Origin of the sequence: Aureimonas altamirensis (assembly GCF_023702225.1) — a bacterium.
GTDB lineage: Bacteria > Pseudomonadota > Alphaproteobacteria > Rhizobiales > Rhizobiaceae > Aureimonas > Aureimonas altamirensis_B.
In genome coordinates this window covers 335,275-351,218 of the sequence record NZ_JAMQCO010000003.1, presented here as the reverse complement: position 1 = coordinate 351,218, position 15,944 = coordinate 335,275, and the positions used below count along the sequence as shown (strand labels likewise).

Genomic DNA, 15,944 nt, shown 5'->3' with positions numbered 1-15,944 from the left:
ATATACTAAATTGGTGGATGAATGCGAAAGCATTGCCCCGTCCTGGCGGATGCGGGAACAAATCCGCGCGCCATCGCTTACTGGCCCGTCCTCCTCGAACAGAAGCGAGCCCGTCCGTGAACGTTCAGACCCCGCCGAAGATCGCATTGCAGCAGAAGCCCGCCAAGCCCGCCGTCAGTCGCACCCGGATACAATCCGGGCGGCCTTACCCCCTGGGCGCCACGTGGGATGGCCTGGGCGTCAACTTCGCCATTTTCTCGTCCGCCGCCACCAAGGTGGAATTGTGCATCTTCGACCCGCAAGGCGAAAAGGAGATCGAGCGGATCGAGTTACCGGAATACACGAACGAAATTTATCACGGCTATCTTCCCGATGCCCGTCCGGGCTGGATCTACGGCTTCCGCGTCCACGGACCGTACGAGCCGGATGCAGGGCACCGCTTCAACCCGAACAAGCTTTTGCTGGATCCTTATGCCAAGGCGCATGTCGGCGACCTGGTGTGGGATCACTCGATCTTCGGCTATACGATCGGCTCCGACGACGCCGACCTGTCCTATGACGAGCGGGATAGCGCCGCTTTCGTGCCGAAGGCCCGGGTGGTGGACCCGGCCTTTACCTGGGGCGACGAGCGACGGCCCAGCATCCCGTGGGAATCCACGATCTTCTACGAAACCCATGTGAAGGGCTTCACGCAGCGGCACCCATCCGTCAGCGACCATGATCGCGGCAAGTTCGCCGCCCTGATGAATGCCGACGTCATCCGTTATATCCGGAGCCTGGGCGTCACCTCGGTGGAGCTGATGCCCATCCATGCCTTCGTCGACGACAGCTATCTGGTCGACAAGGGTCTTCACAATTACTGGGGCTACAACACGCTCGGCTTCTTCGCGCCTGCCCCGCGCTACCTGACGAGCCCGTTCATCAACGAGTTCAAGGAATTCGTATCCACCTTCCATCATGCGGGCCTCGAGGTCATCCTCGACGTGGTCTACAACCACACGGCCGAGGGCAACGAACTCGGCCCGACGATCTCCTTCAAGGGCATCGACAATGCCAGCTACTACCGGCTCATGCCGGACCAGAAGCGCTACTACATCAACGATACCGGTACCGGTAACACGGTGAATACCAGCCATCCACGCGTCATGCAGATGGTGATGGACAGTTTGCGCTACTGGGCTGGAGAGATGCGGGTGGATGGATTCCGCTTCGACCTGGCGACGATCCTCGCGCGGGAGCCGACCGGCTTTTCCGAAGAGTCTTCTTTCCTGCACGCCTGCATGCAGGATCCGCTTCTGAGCCAGGTGAAGCTGATCGCAGAGCCATGGGATTGCGGCCCAGGGGGCTATCAGGTAGGGCGTTTCCCGCCCGGCTGGGCCGAGTGGAACGACGGCTACCGCGATACGATCCGCGCCTACTGGAAGGGCGACGAAGGCATGGTGCCGAAGGTGGCAGGCAAGATCAGTGCCTCCGCGGACCTGTTCGACAATCGGGGACGCAAGCCCTGGGCCTCCGTGAATTTCGTCACGGCGCACGACGGTTTCACGCTGCATGATCTCGTCTGCTATAACGACAAGCACAATGACGCCAATGGCGAAGACAATCGCGACGGCCATTCGCACAACCTCTCCTATAATTACGGACATGAGGGGCCGAGCGACGACAAGGAACTTACGAGCCTGCGCTTCCGCCAGCTGCGCAACTTCTTCGCCACGCTGCTCTTCTCGCGCGGGACACCGATGATCCTGGCCGGTGACGAGTTCGCCCGCACCCAGGGCGGCAACAACAATGCCTATGCACAGGACAACGAGATCGGCTGGATCGATTGGGATGTGACGGATGAGGGGCGCGATCTGGCGCAATTCGTGCAGAAGCTCATCCGTGTGCGCCAGGCGCTCCCCATGCTGCGGCGCGGCCGCTTCCTGCATGGCGAGTACGACGAGGAACTGGGCGTCAAGGACGTCGCCTGGCTGACCCCGGCCGGCGTCGAGTTCGAGGACGCGAACTGGGCCGACGACAGCACGCGCTGCTTCGGCGTCCTCGTCGACGGCCGGGCGCGATCGGACGGTATCCGGCGGATCGGAACCGATGCCACCATGCTCATCATCATGAACTCCTACGAGGACGTGGTGAACTTCAAATTGCCGGAGGCCCCGGGCGGGGTGTGCTGGCATGCCGTCATCGACACGAACCAACCGGACATGGACGATCTCCCGGCCTTCGAGTTCGGGTCGGAATACATGGTGACGGGGCGTTCCCTCATGGTGTTCCTGCTGGAGCCGGAAGAAGGCGGGGAGACCACTCGGGACTGGGAGAGGTCGTTCACCTACGTTTCGGAAGCCTTCATCAAGGCAGCGGCCGACCGGGTGCGCTTCGCGCTGGTGGACAAACGCCAACAGGGCTAGGTGCTGAATTCGGCAGCCATGCAGGTCATGCATGGCTGCCACTTGTTCATGCCTCTTCTTGTTGCACCGCCGAGGGTCCATATTCCTCATCAAGAGATGAAGGAGATGGAACATGAACGGACGTAGCTTCACCAGCCGCCTGCGCAGCCTGACTGATTTCGTTGGCGGTGTCGCCGCTTGCGCCGCTGCCGCAGAAGCCGGCCGCCGCCCGAGCCGGGCCGCCCTCAAGGCCGCTGGTATCGATGCCGAGCATTATTACGGCATCAGCCGCTAAGCTCTCAAGGCATAGCTTGGATGCATTCCAAAGGCCGCTCCCGGCAACGGGAGGCGGCCTTTCATGCGTCTGCAACTTTGGGTCGATTGTTCGCGGCGTGGGGCCGACGTAAGGTTTGCCGATTCTGAGACAGGACAGGCGGCATGAGCAGCGACGACGACTACATCTACGACGAGGAAACCGGTGAGTGGCTCCCGGCTTCCGATATCGCGGCACGCACAGCCGAGTCCGCTACGGTGCGCGATTCAGCCGGAAATATCCTGTCGGACGGCGACCAGGTCGTGCTGATCAAGGATCTGGACGTGAAGGGCGCAGGCCAGACGCTGAAGCGCGGCACGCTGATCCGCTCCATCCGCCTGACGGGCGACAGCCAGGAAATCGACTGCAGGTTCGACGGCATCAAGGGTCTCGTGCTGCGTGCCGAGTTCGTGCGCAAGAGGTAGGCGATGCTCGACGTCACGCAGCTTCTGCCCTTCTGCATCGCGCTGGCCATCGCAGCGGCAGTGCCGGGTCCGGGCGTCGTCGCGCTTGTGGCGCGTGCACTCGGCTCGGGCTTCGGCCACGGTCTGGCCTTCGCCGGCGGCCTGATCCTCGGCGATCTTACCTATCTTGCCGCAGCCTGCTTCGGCCTTGCGATGATCGCCCAGCTTTTCGGCGAATTTTTCGTCGTGGTGCGGATCGCGGCCTCGCTCTATCTCGCATGGCTGGCTTTCAAGCTATGGCGTACCGCTGCACGCCCCCGCGCCATGGAGCGCGCGGCGGCCGGCAGCCTGCGGGGAAGCCTTGTTGCGGGGTATCTGATCACGCTCGGCAATCCCAAGACGATCGTCTTCTATCTGGCCTTGCTTCCCACGCTCATGGACCTGTCGCATGTATCGCTGCCCGGCTTTTTCATGCTGGCCTGCGCGACCATCCTGGTGCTGACGCTCGTCATGACGCCCTATGCCGCACTCGCCGCCAGGGCGCGCGGCTTCATGGCGCGGCCCCGGCGGCTGGAACGCCTGAACCGGAGCGCCGCCGCCATTCTGGCCGCGACGGCGCTCTGGACGCTTCTGCGCCGCGTTTGAGCGCGTGACTTTGCGTCGGTGATGCGGCAATGATCGCGCCATGAATCGGGTTCGGCAACTTCTGGGGGATCGGCTGTCCGGCGGCATGCTTGCCGCCTTGACGGGCTACCTCCTCGTGTTGCAGGTGCTGATGACGGGCTTTGCCTGCGGCAGCACCGTCCCTCTTCAGGCCGACTCCGGCGTCCAGTTCGTCATCTGCCATCCGTCCGACGTGTTCGGCGCAACGGATGGAAAAAAGCAGACGCAGGACGGCCAGGGTCATCAATGCCCATGCGCGGTCTGCCATATGGCGGACCCGACGCTTCTGGCGGCCCTGCCGCAGGGCAGCGACCTCGGACCTGCATTCGCGCTTGCCGAGACGGCCGCGCCGAAGCCGCACCGCGATGTCGACCCGCTGCCGACGCCGCATCTGCTGGGTCTGGCAAGGGATACGCGCGGACCGCCCCGCACCTCCGCCTGACGGTCGGCCGTCCGCGACAATGCGGTGCGGCTTCATCGATTTCGGTTTCGGAGAGACATCCCATGTCCAGACATGCATTCGCCGCCCTGACGCTCGCGGCTTCGATCCTTGCCTTCACCCCTGCATCGGCCCACGACTACAAGGCGGGCTCCCTGCATATCGACCATCCCTGGTCGCGTGCTACCCCGCCGACCGCCAATGTCGGCGCGGGGTACATGACCATTCAGAACACCGGCACACAGGCCGACCGTCTTGTCGGTGCCTCCACGCCGGCCGCGCAGACCGTGGAGATCCACTTCATGGAGATGGCCAACGGTATCATGAAGATGCGCGCGGTACCCGAAGGGCTGGAGATTCCAGCGGGCGGGGAGGCTGCGCTTGCGCCCGGCGGCTACCATTTGATGCTCGTCGGCCTGGAAAAGCCGTTCTCCGAAGGGGAGAAGATACCGCTCGAACTTCGGTTCGAGAAAGCCGGAACGGTGTCGGTGGAACTGGCGGTCGGACCGATTGGCGGCGGCAGCGGCCCGTCCGGCCACAGCGGCCACTGACGCCCCGAACGCCGGATAAACGATCATGTCGACTTCACCCCGTACAGGGGTGGGCGGGGCCGTGCGCGGCCGTCCGTCCGCCGACCTGTACCGCGCCGTGTGGCGCTGGCATTTCCTTGCCGGACTGTTCGTCCTGCCCTTCCTGATCACCCTGTCGATCACTGGCGGGTTGTACCTGTTTCGGGACGAACTGGACGCGTTGATCCATTCGGATCTGAAACGCGTCGAGATTCGCGAGGGCGCCGTCACGGCGGCGCCCTCCGCCATGATCTGGTCCGCGCTTTCGAAGCAACCGGGCACTGCGGTCAAGTACACCGATCCGTCACGCGCCGACGCTTCGGCCGAAATAACGGTCGTGACGCCGCTCGGGGACAGGGTCGCGGTCTATGTGGATCCATATGACGCAACGGCGCTCGGCGCACTCGCCGACCGTGGGACCGTCATGTGGACGGTACGCTATCTGCACAGCCTGCGCTATTTCGGGCCGGTGGCCCGCGGTGTCATCGAGATCGCCGGTGGGCTGTCGATCCTCCTTGTGGTGACGGGGATCTATCTCTGGTGGCCACGCGGGCAGGCCGGCGGGGTGGTCACCATACGCGGTACGCCCGCCAGGCGCGTCTTCTGGCGCGATACGCATGCTGTTCTGGGCCTCGTGCTTGGGGGCTTCATCGCCTTCCTGGCCATTACCGGAATGCCGTGGTCCGGCGTGTGGGGCGCCACGGTCAATGCCTGGGCCAACGGTACGAACTTCGGCTATCCGTCCGGGGTCCGTGTCGATGTGCCCATGTCGCAGCGCAAGCTGTCCGAAGCAGGGACGACGACATGGTCGCTGGAGCAGGCGAAGGTGCCGGAGTCCGCTCCGCCTGCGGCCGGCGCCCCGGTGCCCATCGGCATAGACGATGCGGTTGCCGCGTTCGACAGGCTGGGGCTCCACGCCGGCTATGCCGTCAACATCCCGTCCAGTCCCACGGGCGTCTATACCGGCTCGGTCTATCCGGACGATCTTGCGCAGCAGCGCGTCGTGCACCTGGACCAGTATACCGGCGCGCCGCTGCTCGACATGTCCTATCCGGATTACGGGCCTCTGGGGCGCTGGCTGGAGTTCGGCATCAATGTTCACATGGGCCAGCAATTCGGGCTGTTCAACCGGTTGCTGCTGTTGGCGGTCTGCATCGGAAACGTCATCCTTGCGGTGTCGGCGGGGATCATGTGGTGGAAGCGAAGACCGGCCGGCACCCTGGGGGTGCCGCCGCTTCCGAAGGAGCGGAGTGCCTTTGCCGGCATCCTCGTCATACTGGCGATCGGCGGCATCGTCTTCCCGCTGGTCGGCGCTGCCCTGCTGGTGATGCTGGCTATGGATATCCTCGTCGTCCGCTTCACACGCGCGATGCGCCGAAGACGGACCAGTCCGTCAGTGACGTGAGGGTTTCCAGCCCGAGCGTACCGAGCCAGCTGTTGCCCATCGGGTCCAGCGCGGGAGAGTACACCGCGATCGAGGCCCGGTGCGGCGCTATGGCGAGGATGCCGCCGCCGACGCCGGATTTTGCCGGCAGTCCGACGCGATAGGCGAAATCGCCGGAGCCGTCATACTGGCCGCACAGCATCATGATGGACAGTATGCGCCGCGCCCGCCGGGCGGCTGCGCGCGTGCGCTCGTCCTCCGCATGGGGGTCGTCCTGCATCAGGAAGCGGCCCGCGCGGGCCAACCCGCGGCAACTCATGGAGATGGCGCACTGGCGTACATAGGCATCCATGACCTTTTCGACAGGATGGTCCAGATTGCCGAAATGGCTGGCCATGAACATCATAGACCGGTTCAGGTCGCCGCCCGTCCGGTCGCTTTCGGCCACTGCCTCGTCGATCTCGACCGTTTCGTCTCCGACGAGTCGTCGGACGAAGCTGTCCACATGCCGGTTCGGGCCCGCGCGGCCCGGCAGGCCCACCAGCATGTCGCAGACCACCAGGGCTCCGGCATTGATGAACGGGTTGCGGGGGATGCCCTTGTCGCGCTCGAGATCGATGATGGAATTGAAGGGATCGCCGGACGGCTCGCGGCCCAGCCGCTTCCAGACCCCGTCGTTCAACGCCTCCAGGGCGACTTCCAGGGCGAAGACCTTGGAGATCGACTGGATGGGAAAGGACACTCCCGCGTTGCCGGCGGCGATGGTTTCGCCCTCGCGCGTGAAGACGGCGATGCCGAAAGCATCGAAATCGCCCTTGCGCGGCTTCGGCTTGCCCTTCGCGCCGGCTGCCGCGATGGCTTCCTCGTAGACCGAGGGCGCGGCCTTGCGCACGCGCTCGGCGACCTCTTCCACGATGGAGCGAAGCTTCGTTTCGTTACCTGCTATATCCACGAGGGGCCTTTCCTTTCATGCGCGGCGATGCTGGAAAGGGTCATAGGGCGCCGGCGCGCGCCTTCCATGTCAGCCGCCACACTCGAAAGTCAGCCCATGCCGCATATCGCTTCCATCGCCGTGTTCTGCGGCTCCAATTTCGGCGGCGACGACGCCTATGCCGAAGGGGCGCGTCAGCTTGGGCGCAGCCTTGCGGCCAACGGCATACGGCTCGTCTATGGCGGCACGACCAAGGGTTTGATGGGCCAGGTGGCCGATGCGGCGCTGGCGGGCGGCGGCCGGGTACATGGCGTGATCACCCGTCGGCTGCACGACAAGGGGCACAGTCATGCAGGGCTGAGCGAAGCCGAGATCATGCCCACCCTGCGCGCCCGCAAGGAGCGGATGGCCGAGTTGGCCGACGCCTTCATCGCCCTGCCGGGCGGCATCGGCACTCTGGAAGAGTTCATGGAAGTCTGGACGATGAACCAGCTGGCGGAGATCGACAAGCCGGCCGGACTACTAGATACGCGGTCGTTCTTCGCGCCGTTCCTGAGCTTCATCGACCACATGGTGGCGGAGCGGTTCCTGCCGGCGGCGCACCGACACTCCATCGCGGTCGACGCCGATGCCGACGCGCTTGTGCGCAAGCTGAAGGATTTTCAGCGGGTGGACGTGCCAAAATGGCTTTAAGGTCTGCGCAACGCGGCCGGATGCCGGGTCCGCTGCCATATTTCAGGAGATCGAATAATGAACGATGCCCCCAGCGACAATCGGGAACTCCTGATCGTTCGCGCTTCCGCCGATGCCCCGGTGCCGGGTCCTGAAGCCTACTTTACCGGCAATGTCACCATTGCGACACGCTATCAGGCCGATGCGCCAGCCCGTATCGGCGGCGCGACCGTATCCTTTGCGGCCGGCGCGCGCACCGCATGGCATACGCACCCTTTCGGCCAGACGCTGTTTATCGTCTCGGGCATGGCCGTCGTGCAGAACGATGGCCGGCATGCCGAAAAGGTGGGTGCCGGCGACGTGGTCTTCATACCCCCGCATGTCCGCCATTGGCATGGCGCAGGACCGTCCGCGCCCATGGTCCATTTCGCGGTGGCGGAGGCGCTGGACGGAAATCCGGTGACCTGGATGGAGAAAGTGACGGACGAGGATTACGCGGCGGCGACGCTTTAGCTGCGTCGCGCGAAGGCGATGCCGACGGCACGGGAAACCGCGACGGGAATGAGCGTCATGTGCGTCTCGCCCGCAAAGGTTTCGTAGGTCGTGTCGATGCCGGCTGCGCCCAGCCGTGCCGCCATGTCCCGCGCCAGCGGCGCGGTCCGCGCGAGGCGCAATTGTGCAAGCCGTTCCACCCGGTCCTCCTGCTCTTGCTGGAACGGAGCGAGGCTTTCGTCCTCATACTCTCCGGCGGACAGGTGAACCGACAGGCCGGCCCGCGCGGAGCGCTTCATGAAGCGGCCCTCGGAGGCGGCAAGAACGCCGTCTTCCCAATAGATCGTCGGGCTGGCCGCAACATAGGTATCGAAGATACGGCATCCCTCGAACATGGCGTAAAGTGCGAAGAGGCCTCCAAATGAATGTCCGAACAGCGTGCGTCGCGTCGCGTGAAGCGGCGCGCGCGCTGCTACGAAGGGTAGCAGCGTCCGTTCGATGAAGGCGATCAACCTGTCGGCCCCACCCGTGCGCACCACGGGACCGCCCTCGGCAAACGGCGGATAGTCGCGCCCGGGCGGCGGGCTGAGATCGATCGACCGGCGCAGCGGATCGTAATACCCGTCCGTCGGGTATCCGATGGCCACGATAACGCCGGGCAATACGTTCGTGCCGTTGGGATAAGCGGACTGTATCTCCATCGCCGCGATGGCGGAATCGATGACCGCGTTGCCATCCGTCATGACCAGCAGCGGCCACCCCTCGGCCGGAGCGGCGGAAGCCGGCACATGGACGAAGACGCGCCAGGGCGGTCCTTCGCCATCGCCCAGATCGTGCCAGGCCGGGCCGCGCTTGTGCCCCTCTTCACAGGTCCGTGACATATCGGCACCAAGTCCCATTCATTCAGTTTGCGAGAGTTGACTATCATGGTCATGTTTAGTGATTGACGGTTGAGTTGTCATCGCACGGAACGATCCCCATGAAATGTCGCCATGCCCCTGCCAAGGCTCGCCTTCGTCGCGCGCTGATGGTTTCCTGCTGCCTGCCGCTCTCCGCTCCGGCGCTGGCGCAGCAGCAGGTCGTGCTGGACACTGTCGTGGTCGAGGGAGGCGGAGCCTCGCAGGGTGGCGGAACGGGCGTCGGGACGGGCGGCGGGCTGGTCACCGACGGATATGTCGGCACGGCCTCCAATGTCGGCACCAAGACGGAAACCGAATTGCGGAAGGTGCCTCAGTCGATCTCGGTTGTTTCCCGTGCGCAGATGGAGGACCGGAATGTCCAGACGCTGAAGGAAGCGCTCAATTATACGTCCGGCGTTCGCGTCGGCGCATTCGGCTTCGATCCGCGCTTCGATGCCTTCTATATCCGAGGCTTCGACGTAACCTATACAGGCGTCTATCGCGACGGCCTGCGCGAGCCGACCGGCAATTTCTCGATCTTCAAGACCGAGCCCTACGGCCTGCAGGGCCTGTCCGTTCTGAAGGGGCCGAGCTCGACCGTGTATGGCAGCGGCTCTCCCGGCGGGTTGGTCGACCTCGTGTCCAAACGGCCCACCGATACGCCCTTCCGCGAAGTGGAGGTTCAGTACGGCACCAACAGCCGCAAACAGGCCGCCTTCGACGCCTCAGGCCCGCTGGGGCAGGGCGACAACGTGCTGTACCGCATCACGGGGCTTGCGCGCGACGCCGACACCGAGTTGCGCAGCGCACCCGACGACCGTGCCTTCGTCGCCCCGGCATTGACGCTGCGCTCGGATGACCGCGATACGCAGCTGACGATCCTCGGCGAATATTCCGACTTCAAGACGGGCGGCAACGCCTCCTACGTCAACGAGAACGGAGCCATTACCGGCATCGAGAGCGGCGATCCGGCGCTGGGAGATTTCGACCAGCGGCAGGGCCGCATCGGCTACGCCTTCGAGCACCGCTTCAGCGACAGTTTCACCGTGCGACAGAACCTGCGCTACGCGAGCATCGATGCGGATGTGAAATACACGCAGATCGACGCGTTGCTGCGCGACAGCGGCATCGCCTCGCGTTCGGCCTGGCGCATCACCGACGAACTCGACTCCTTCGTGGTCGACAACAATGGCGAGCTCCGGGTCGATACCGGGCCGGTGCAGCATACGCTGCTGGGCGGCGTCGACTACAACTACGTCGATGTCAACGACCGCATCGGCTTCGGCCCAGCGCCGGACCTGAGCCTCGTGACCTTCGACTACGGGACGCAGCCGATCGACGCGCCGGGCTACAATTTCGCCGATACGACGACGCAGCAGTCGCAGACCGGCGTGTATCTGCAGGACCAGGCGGAGTGGAACCGCTTCGTCCTCACGGTCGGCGGACGCTACGACTGGGTGACCACCAAGGTCTTCGACTTCATGGACGAGGATGGGTCCAGCGACGAGGACGATTCGCAGTTCTCGGGCCGGGTGGGGCTGACGTACCTCTTCGACAACGGCATATCGCCCTATGTCAGCTACTCCACTTCCTTCGCGCCGACGATCGGCCGCGGCTTCGATGGCAGCCCCTTTGCGCCGACGAAAGGCAAACAGGAAGAAGTCGGCGTCAAGTACGCGCCGGACGACCTGAACCTGACCGTCAATGCCGCCCTGTTCCGTATCCGGCAGACGAACGTGCTGGCCAGCGATCCCGACAATCCGACCTTCCAGATCCAGCGCGGCGAAGTCGAGTCGCGCGGTTTCGAGCTCGAGGCGACGACCAGCCTTGCCGACGGCCTCAACCTGACGGCAGCCTATACCTATACGGACCTGGAGATCCTGGCCGGCGACAATGCGGGCAACGCCCCATCTGGGCTTCCTGCGCACCAGTTCGCCGTCTGGACGGATTATACGGTACAGGATGGAGCGCTGGCGGGGCTCGGGCTGGGCGGCGGCGTGCGCGTGGTGGGCACGAGCTTCGGCGACGACCAGAATACCTTCGAGAACGGCAGCCGCGCCTTCGTGGACGCCAAGCTGTCCTACGATTTCGGCGAGCGCTTCCCGCAGCTTGACGGTGCAACGGCGCAGATCAATGCCACGAATCTCCTGGACGAGAAGGACCCGACCTGTTCTTCCGCCTATTGCTACCTGGACGAGGGACGCAAGGTCATCGGTACGCTACGCTATCGGTTCTGACGCGTTTGGAGAGGGCCGGGCGATGACGGCTTCATGGCAGTTCTGGGCGCTGGGCTCGGCGGTCTTCGCCGCGCTTACCGCCATTTTCGCCAAGGTCGGCATTGCCGATATCGGCTCGGACCTCGCGACGCTGATGCGCACGCTGATCATCGTCGCGATGCTCGTCGTCATCGTCGCGGCGACGGGCCAGTTCCAGCCGCTGAGTGAGATTCCCCGCAAAACCTGGATATTCCTGACGCTTTCGGGACTGGCCACGGGTGCGTCCTGGCTATGTTACTTCCGTGCCTTGAAGCTTGGGGAAGCGGCCCGCGTGGCGCCGGTGGACAAGCTGAGCGTCATCTTCGTCGCGGTATTCGCCGTCGCATTCCTGGGGGAGCGTCTCTCGCCCTACGCCTGGACGGGGGTGGCGCTGGTTGCCGCGGGCGCCGTCATTCTGGCGACCGGCCGCTAACTCATTCCAGGATTGTTTCCTCTAGGAAATATATTCTAGAGAAGGCCATGGCGCATGAGGTGACGCGATGACCGATATCCTGACTTTCTACATCGACGATAGCGGCACCAGGCACCCAACACGGCGGCGAGGTACGGTCGCCGGCCACGGCTATGACTGGTTCGCTCTGGGTGGCGTACTGATACGCGACCGCGATGAAGAGAGCGCGCGGACATTGCATGCTGCCTTTATGGCCCGGTGGTCCATTACGTCTCCGCTCCATTCATCGGAAATCCGGTCGCAGAAGGGGTCATTCGCATGGCTGCGGGGATTGAGCGCCCCGGATGAGGCTCGATTTTACGAAGAGCTTTTTCAGTTTCTGATCGACGTGCCGGTAATTGGTCTCGCATGCGTCATCGACCGGCCCGGATATAGTGCTCGGTACCTCGACCAGTATGACCAAAAGCCCTGGATGCTTTGCAGGACTGCATTTAGCGTCGTTGTAGAGCGTGCCGCCAAATATGCCCGACAACTCGGCGCGCGCCTTCGGATTGCTCCTGAACGATGCAACCGGACCGAGGATGCCTGGATGAAGGGGTATTACGATGCCTTGAAGGAAGACGGCATGCCATTCGCAGCGCAGAACTGCGACAAGTATGGTCCATTGAGTCCGAGCGATTTCAGAAAGACTTTGTACGAATTCCGACTAAAGGCGAAGTCATCGCCTATGGCGCAGCTGGCGGATCTTTATCTTTGGCCGATCTGCGTCGGCGGATACCATCTTTCCAACAGGCCATACGCCCGACTTTTCAAGGAAGGCAAACTGATCGAGTCCCGGCTGCCGGAAGACACATGGTCTGTGGCGGCTACAAAATACAGTTGTTTCGACAGCGTCGCACGGAAGCCTTGTGGAAACCAAAAAGCCCCAGCGTTTCCACCGGGGCTTCGAAGCGACCGCAAAGGCGATCTCGTAGGCTAGGCCTGACATCTATCTGAGAGACTGTGCCGGAATTGTCAAGACGTAGGCCGTGCCGGGTACCGGCACGCCACTACCGCATCAATCCTCGTCGGCCGCCATCTGCGACAGCACCGCGCCGCGGCCCCGCGCGCGCATGATCATCGGCACCACGAGGGCCAGCACGGCAAGTCCGAGCAGGATGATCGCCAGAGGCGAGTGGACCAGCACCGTCGGGTCGCCCTGGCTGATCGCCAGCGCGCGGCGCAATTGCTGCTCCGCCATCGGGCCCAGGATAAGGCCGACGACGACAGGCGCGATCGGATAGCCGAAGCGGCGCAGCATGTAGCCCATCAGGCCGAACAGCAGCAGCATGCCGAGTTCGGTGGACGAGTTGTTGGCGCCGATGCAGCCGAGCGTCGCGAAGACGAGGATGCCGGCATACAGCCATGGCCGCGGTATCGTCAGAAGCTTTACCCACAGCCCGACAAGCGGCAGGTTAAGCACCACCAGCATCAAATTGGCGATGAGCAGGCTGGCGATGAGGCCCCAGACCAACTGCGGCGACGTCATGAACAGGAGCGGGCCGGGCTGCAGGCCGAATTGCTGGAAGGCCGCCAGCATGATGGCCGCCGTCGCCGATGTCGGCAGGCCGAGCGTCAGCAGCGGCACCAGCGTGCCGGCGGCAGAGGCGTTGTTGGCCGCTTCCGGCCCGGCCACGCCTTCGATGGCGCCGTGCCCGAACTCTTCCTTGTGCTTCGACAGGCTCTTTTCCGTCGTATAGGAGAGGAAGGTGCCGATTTCGGCGCCCCCCGCCGGCATGGCGCCGATGGGAAAGCCTATGAAGGTGCCGCGCAGCCACGGCTTCCAGGACCGCTTCCAGTCTTCGCGGTTCATCCAGACGGAGCCCTTGACCGCCTCAACCTGCCCATCGTCGCGCGAGGAACCACCCGCAACGACCAACGCTTCGCCGATAGCGAAAAGTGCCACGGCAAGCGTGGTGACTTCGATTCCGTCGAGAAGCTCCGGCACCCCGAAGGCAAGCCGCGCCTGACCCGTCTGCAGGTCGATGCCGACCAGGCCGAGCGTCAGTCCGAGCACCAGCGCCGTCAGACCGCGCAGGGCGGAGTCGCCGAAGGCGGCGGAGACGGTGACGAACGCCAGGATCATCAGCGCGAAATATTCGGCCGGGCCGAAGGACAGGGCGAAGCGCACGATGTAGGGGGCGATGAAGGCAAGGCCGAGAGTGGCGATGAGCCCGGCAACGAAGGAGCCGATGGCCGCCGTGGCGAGCGCCGGTCCGCCGCGCCCCTTGCGGGCCATCTTGTTGCCCTCCAGCGCGGTGATGATCGAGGCGCTCTCACCCGGCGTATTGAGCAGGATCGAGGTGGTCGAGCCGCCATACATGCCGCCGTAATAGATACCGGCGAACATGATGAGCGAGCCGGTCGCGTCGAGCTGATAGGTCACCGGAAGGAGCAGGGCGACGGTGAGCGCCGGGCCGATGCCCGGCAGAACGCCGACCGCGGTGCCGAGCGTGACGCCGATCAGTGCGTAGAGAAGGTAGATCGGCTGGGCGGCGGTGAGGAGCCCCTGACCGAGAAGAGCGAGCGTGTCCATGATTTACGAGCCCGACATGGTCAGATGAAAAGGGATTCGAGCGGCCCTGCCGGGAGGCGAAGCCGCAGCAGGCCGAAGAAGACGCCCCAGACGGCCAGCGACATGAGGATGCCGATGGGAATGGTCTTCCACAATTGGCGCTTGCCGAAGGCGCGCGCCGTCGCCGCGAAAAGTAGTCCGGTGGCAATGGAGAAGCCGGCCGGATGCAGCAGCAGCGCCTGGGCGGCAAGGCCGCCGACGATCCAGGCTATGGGGCCGATCTTGTCGTCCTCGCGCGCCGGAAACCGGCCGCGCCAGGCTTCCACGAAAGTCCAGCCCGAAAGGACGATCAGGGCTGCGGCGATGGCATAGGGAAAGGCCGTCGGGCCGATCTGTGCATAAGAGCCGCCGCTGAGGCGGCTTGCGTCGTAACCGACGAGAAGGCCGAGAAGGCCGAGCGCCGCGCCGATGGCGAACGCCGCCCGGTCGGGGCGGCGCTGCCCGGCAACATCGTGCCGAAGCTCGGTCATTTACTTGACCAGACCGATCTTGGTGAGGATCTCGCGGGTGTTCTCGGTATCCGTCGCCAGCTGCTGCTTGAACGCGTCGCCGGCCAGGAACGTGTCCTGCCAGTTGTTGCGCTCCAGCGTTTCCTTCCATTCCGCGCTCTGCACCATCTTTTCGATGTTGGCGGTGATTTCGGCAGCCTGCTCCGGCGTGATGCCGGGCGCGGCCGAAACCATGCGCCAGTTTTCCAGCGTCACGTCGTAGCCGGCTTCCTTCAGCGTCGGCGCGTCCACGCCCTCGATGCGGTCTTCCGTGGTTACGGCCAGGAGGCGCAGTGCGCCCGCCTGGATCTGAGACTCGAACTCGCCGTAGCCGGAAATGCCGGCCGCTACCTGCGCGCCGAGGATGGCGGCCAAGGCTTCGCCGCCGCCCGAGAAGGCGATATAATTGATCTTGGTCGGATCGACGCCGGCCGCCTCGGCGAAGAGGCCTGCCGCGATATGGTCGGTACCGCCGGCGGAGCCCCCCGCGATGGCCACGGCGCCCGGATTCTCCTTCATGGCCGCGGCAAGGTCGTCGATCGTCCGGAAGGGCGAGGACGCCGGCACCACGATGGCTTCCGCCTCGCCGGTGAGGCGGGCGATGGGGGTGACCTGATCGAGGGTGACGGGCGAGTTGTTGGTCAGGATGGCGCCGACCATGACGTAGCCGCCGACGATCAGGGCGCTCGGGTCGCCTTCCTTGCCGCGTACGAACTGCGCCAGGCCGATCGTTCCGCCGGCTCCCGGTACGTTGACCACCTGTACGTCGCTTGCGACGCCGCTGTCCTGCAGGACGGTCTGCATGGCGCGGGCGGTCTGGTCCCAGCCGCCGCCGGGCGAAGCCGGCGCCATGATCTCGTAGGATGCACCCTGTGCCAGCGCACTCGTGGAAAGGCCGGCCGCCAGAATGGCGGCGGCGAAGAATCGGTTCATGATTTCCTCCCGGATGCGCCCTTGAAGGCGCATGAAACACGTGAACCACGCATGCGACGCTCCCCGCGCCGGACATGGAACGCCTCAAGGTT

17 protein-coding genes are annotated in these 15,944 nt (G+C 64.4%); 12 read left to right on the top strand and 5 right to left on the bottom strand.

From position 1 onward, the window contains the following. Nucleotides 1-116: 116 nt before the first annotated feature. From glgX to NDN16_RS06910, 7 genes are all read left to right on the top strand, one after another. Nucleotides 117-2,405, top strand: a complete 2,289-nt coding sequence (gene glgX / locus NDN16_RS06940; RefSeq protein WP_435301064.1) for a glycogen debranching protein GlgX — start codon at nucleotides 117-119, stop codon at nucleotides 2,403-2,405. Nucleotides 2,406-2,517: 112 nt separating this feature from the next. Next, entirely contained in the window at nucleotides 2,518-2,679 is a 162-nt protein-coding gene (locus NDN16_RS06935) for a hypothetical protein (protein WP_251112882.1), read from the top strand. Between the two features lie 143 nt (nucleotides 2,680-2,822). Then, entirely contained in the window at nucleotides 2,823-3,122 is a 300-nt protein-coding gene (locus NDN16_RS06930; RefSeq protein ID WP_251112881.1) for an alkylphosphonate utilization protein, read from the top strand. 3 nt (nucleotides 3,123-3,125) lie between these two features. Continuing rightward, a complete protein-coding gene (locus NDN16_RS06925) occupies nucleotides 3,126-3,746 on the top strand; it encodes a LysE family translocator (RefSeq protein WP_251112880.1) in 621 nt (206 codons plus the stop codon). Between the two features lie 40 nt (nucleotides 3,747-3,786). Beyond that, entirely contained in the window at nucleotides 3,787-4,206 is a 420-nt protein-coding gene (locus NDN16_RS06920) for a hypothetical protein (RefSeq protein ID WP_251112879.1), read from the top strand. A gap of 62 nt (nucleotides 4,207-4,268) precedes the next feature. Continuing rightward, on the top strand, nucleotides 4,269-4,754 hold the full coding sequence (locus NDN16_RS06915; protein WP_251112878.1) for a copper chaperone PCu(A)C: 486 nt from the start codon (nucleotides 4,269-4,271) through the stop codon (nucleotides 4,752-4,754). 25 nt (nucleotides 4,755-4,779) lie between these two features. After that, the gene (locus NDN16_RS06910; RefSeq protein WP_251112877.1) at nucleotides 4,780-6,177 is read left to right on the top strand and encodes a PepSY-associated TM helix domain-containing protein; all 1,398 of its coding nucleotides are present in this window, start codon (nucleotides 4,780-4,782) and stop codon (nucleotides 6,175-6,177) included. Here the strand turns inward: NDN16_RS06910 and glsA are convergent. After that, nucleotides 6,131-7,102 (bottom strand): glutaminase A, encoded by a 972-nt coding sequence (gene glsA / locus NDN16_RS06905; RefSeq protein WP_435301068.1) that lies wholly within the window; start codon nucleotides 7,100-7,102, stop codon nucleotides 6,131-6,133. The two genes, NDN16_RS06910 and glsA, sit on opposite strands and share 47 nt — an antisense overlap. Before the next feature lie 102 nt (nucleotides 7,103-7,204). On the opposite strand from glsA, the gene NDN16_RS06900 reads away from it, so the two are divergent. Both NDN16_RS06900 and NDN16_RS06895 read left to right on the top strand, forming a co-directional pair. Beyond that, on the top strand, nucleotides 7,205-7,780 hold the full coding sequence (locus NDN16_RS06900; RefSeq protein WP_251112875.1) for a TIGR00730 family Rossman fold protein: 576 nt from the start codon (nucleotides 7,205-7,207) through the stop codon (nucleotides 7,778-7,780). Between the two features lie 57 nt (nucleotides 7,781-7,837). Next, entirely contained in the window at nucleotides 7,838-8,272 is a 435-nt protein-coding gene (locus tag NDN16_RS06895; RefSeq protein WP_251112874.1) for a (R)-mandelonitrile lyase, read from the top strand. On the opposite strand, the gene NDN16_RS06890 is transcribed toward NDN16_RS06895, so the two are convergent. After that, on the bottom strand, nucleotides 8,269-9,132 hold the full coding sequence (locus NDN16_RS06890) for an alpha/beta hydrolase (RefSeq protein WP_251112873.1): 864 nt from the start codon (nucleotides 9,130-9,132) through the stop codon (nucleotides 8,269-8,271). The genes NDN16_RS06895 and NDN16_RS06890 overlap by 4 nt on opposite strands. A 98-nt stretch (nucleotides 9,133-9,230) precedes the next feature. On the opposite strand from NDN16_RS06890, the gene NDN16_RS06885 reads away from it, so the two are divergent. The 3 genes from NDN16_RS06885 (at nucleotide 9,231) to NDN16_RS06875 (ending at nucleotide 12,796) form a co-directional block, all read left to right on the top strand. Beyond that, entirely contained in the window at nucleotides 9,231-11,387 is a 2,157-nt protein-coding gene (locus NDN16_RS06885; RefSeq protein WP_251112872.1) for a TonB-dependent siderophore receptor, read from the top strand. 22 nt (nucleotides 11,388-11,409) lie between these two features. Then, nucleotides 11,410-11,838 (top strand): EamA family transporter, encoded by a 429-nt coding sequence (locus NDN16_RS06880; protein WP_251112871.1) that lies wholly within the window; start codon nucleotides 11,410-11,412, stop codon nucleotides 11,836-11,838. A 67-nt stretch (nucleotides 11,839-11,905) separates the two neighbouring features. Continuing rightward, nucleotides 11,906-12,796 (top strand): DUF3800 domain-containing protein, encoded by an 891-nt coding sequence (locus NDN16_RS06875; RefSeq protein WP_251112870.1) that lies wholly within the window; start codon nucleotides 11,906-11,908, stop codon nucleotides 12,794-12,796. Between the two features lie 78 nt (nucleotides 12,797-12,874). Here NDN16_RS06875 and NDN16_RS06870 read toward each other — a convergent pair whose 3' ends face one another. From NDN16_RS06870 to NDN16_RS06860, 3 genes are read right to left on the bottom strand one after another with little or no spacing between them, the layout of a single operon-like run. Further along, a complete protein-coding gene (locus tag NDN16_RS06870; RefSeq protein ID WP_251112869.1) occupies nucleotides 12,875-14,392 on the bottom strand; it encodes a tripartite tricarboxylate transporter permease in 1,518 nt (505 codons plus the stop codon). Between the two features lie 20 nt (nucleotides 14,393-14,412). After that, the gene (locus NDN16_RS06865; RefSeq protein WP_251112868.1) at nucleotides 14,413-14,901 is read right to left on the bottom strand and encodes a tripartite tricarboxylate transporter TctB family protein; all 489 of its coding nucleotides are present in this window, start codon (nucleotides 14,899-14,901) and stop codon (nucleotides 14,413-14,415) included. Beyond that, nucleotides 14,902-15,852 (bottom strand): Bug family tripartite tricarboxylate transporter substrate binding protein, encoded by a 951-nt coding sequence (locus NDN16_RS06860; RefSeq protein WP_251112867.1) that lies wholly within the window; start codon nucleotides 15,850-15,852, stop codon nucleotides 14,902-14,904. It lies immediately after the preceding gene. Between the last annotated feature and the right edge of the window lie 92 nt (nucleotides 15,853-15,944).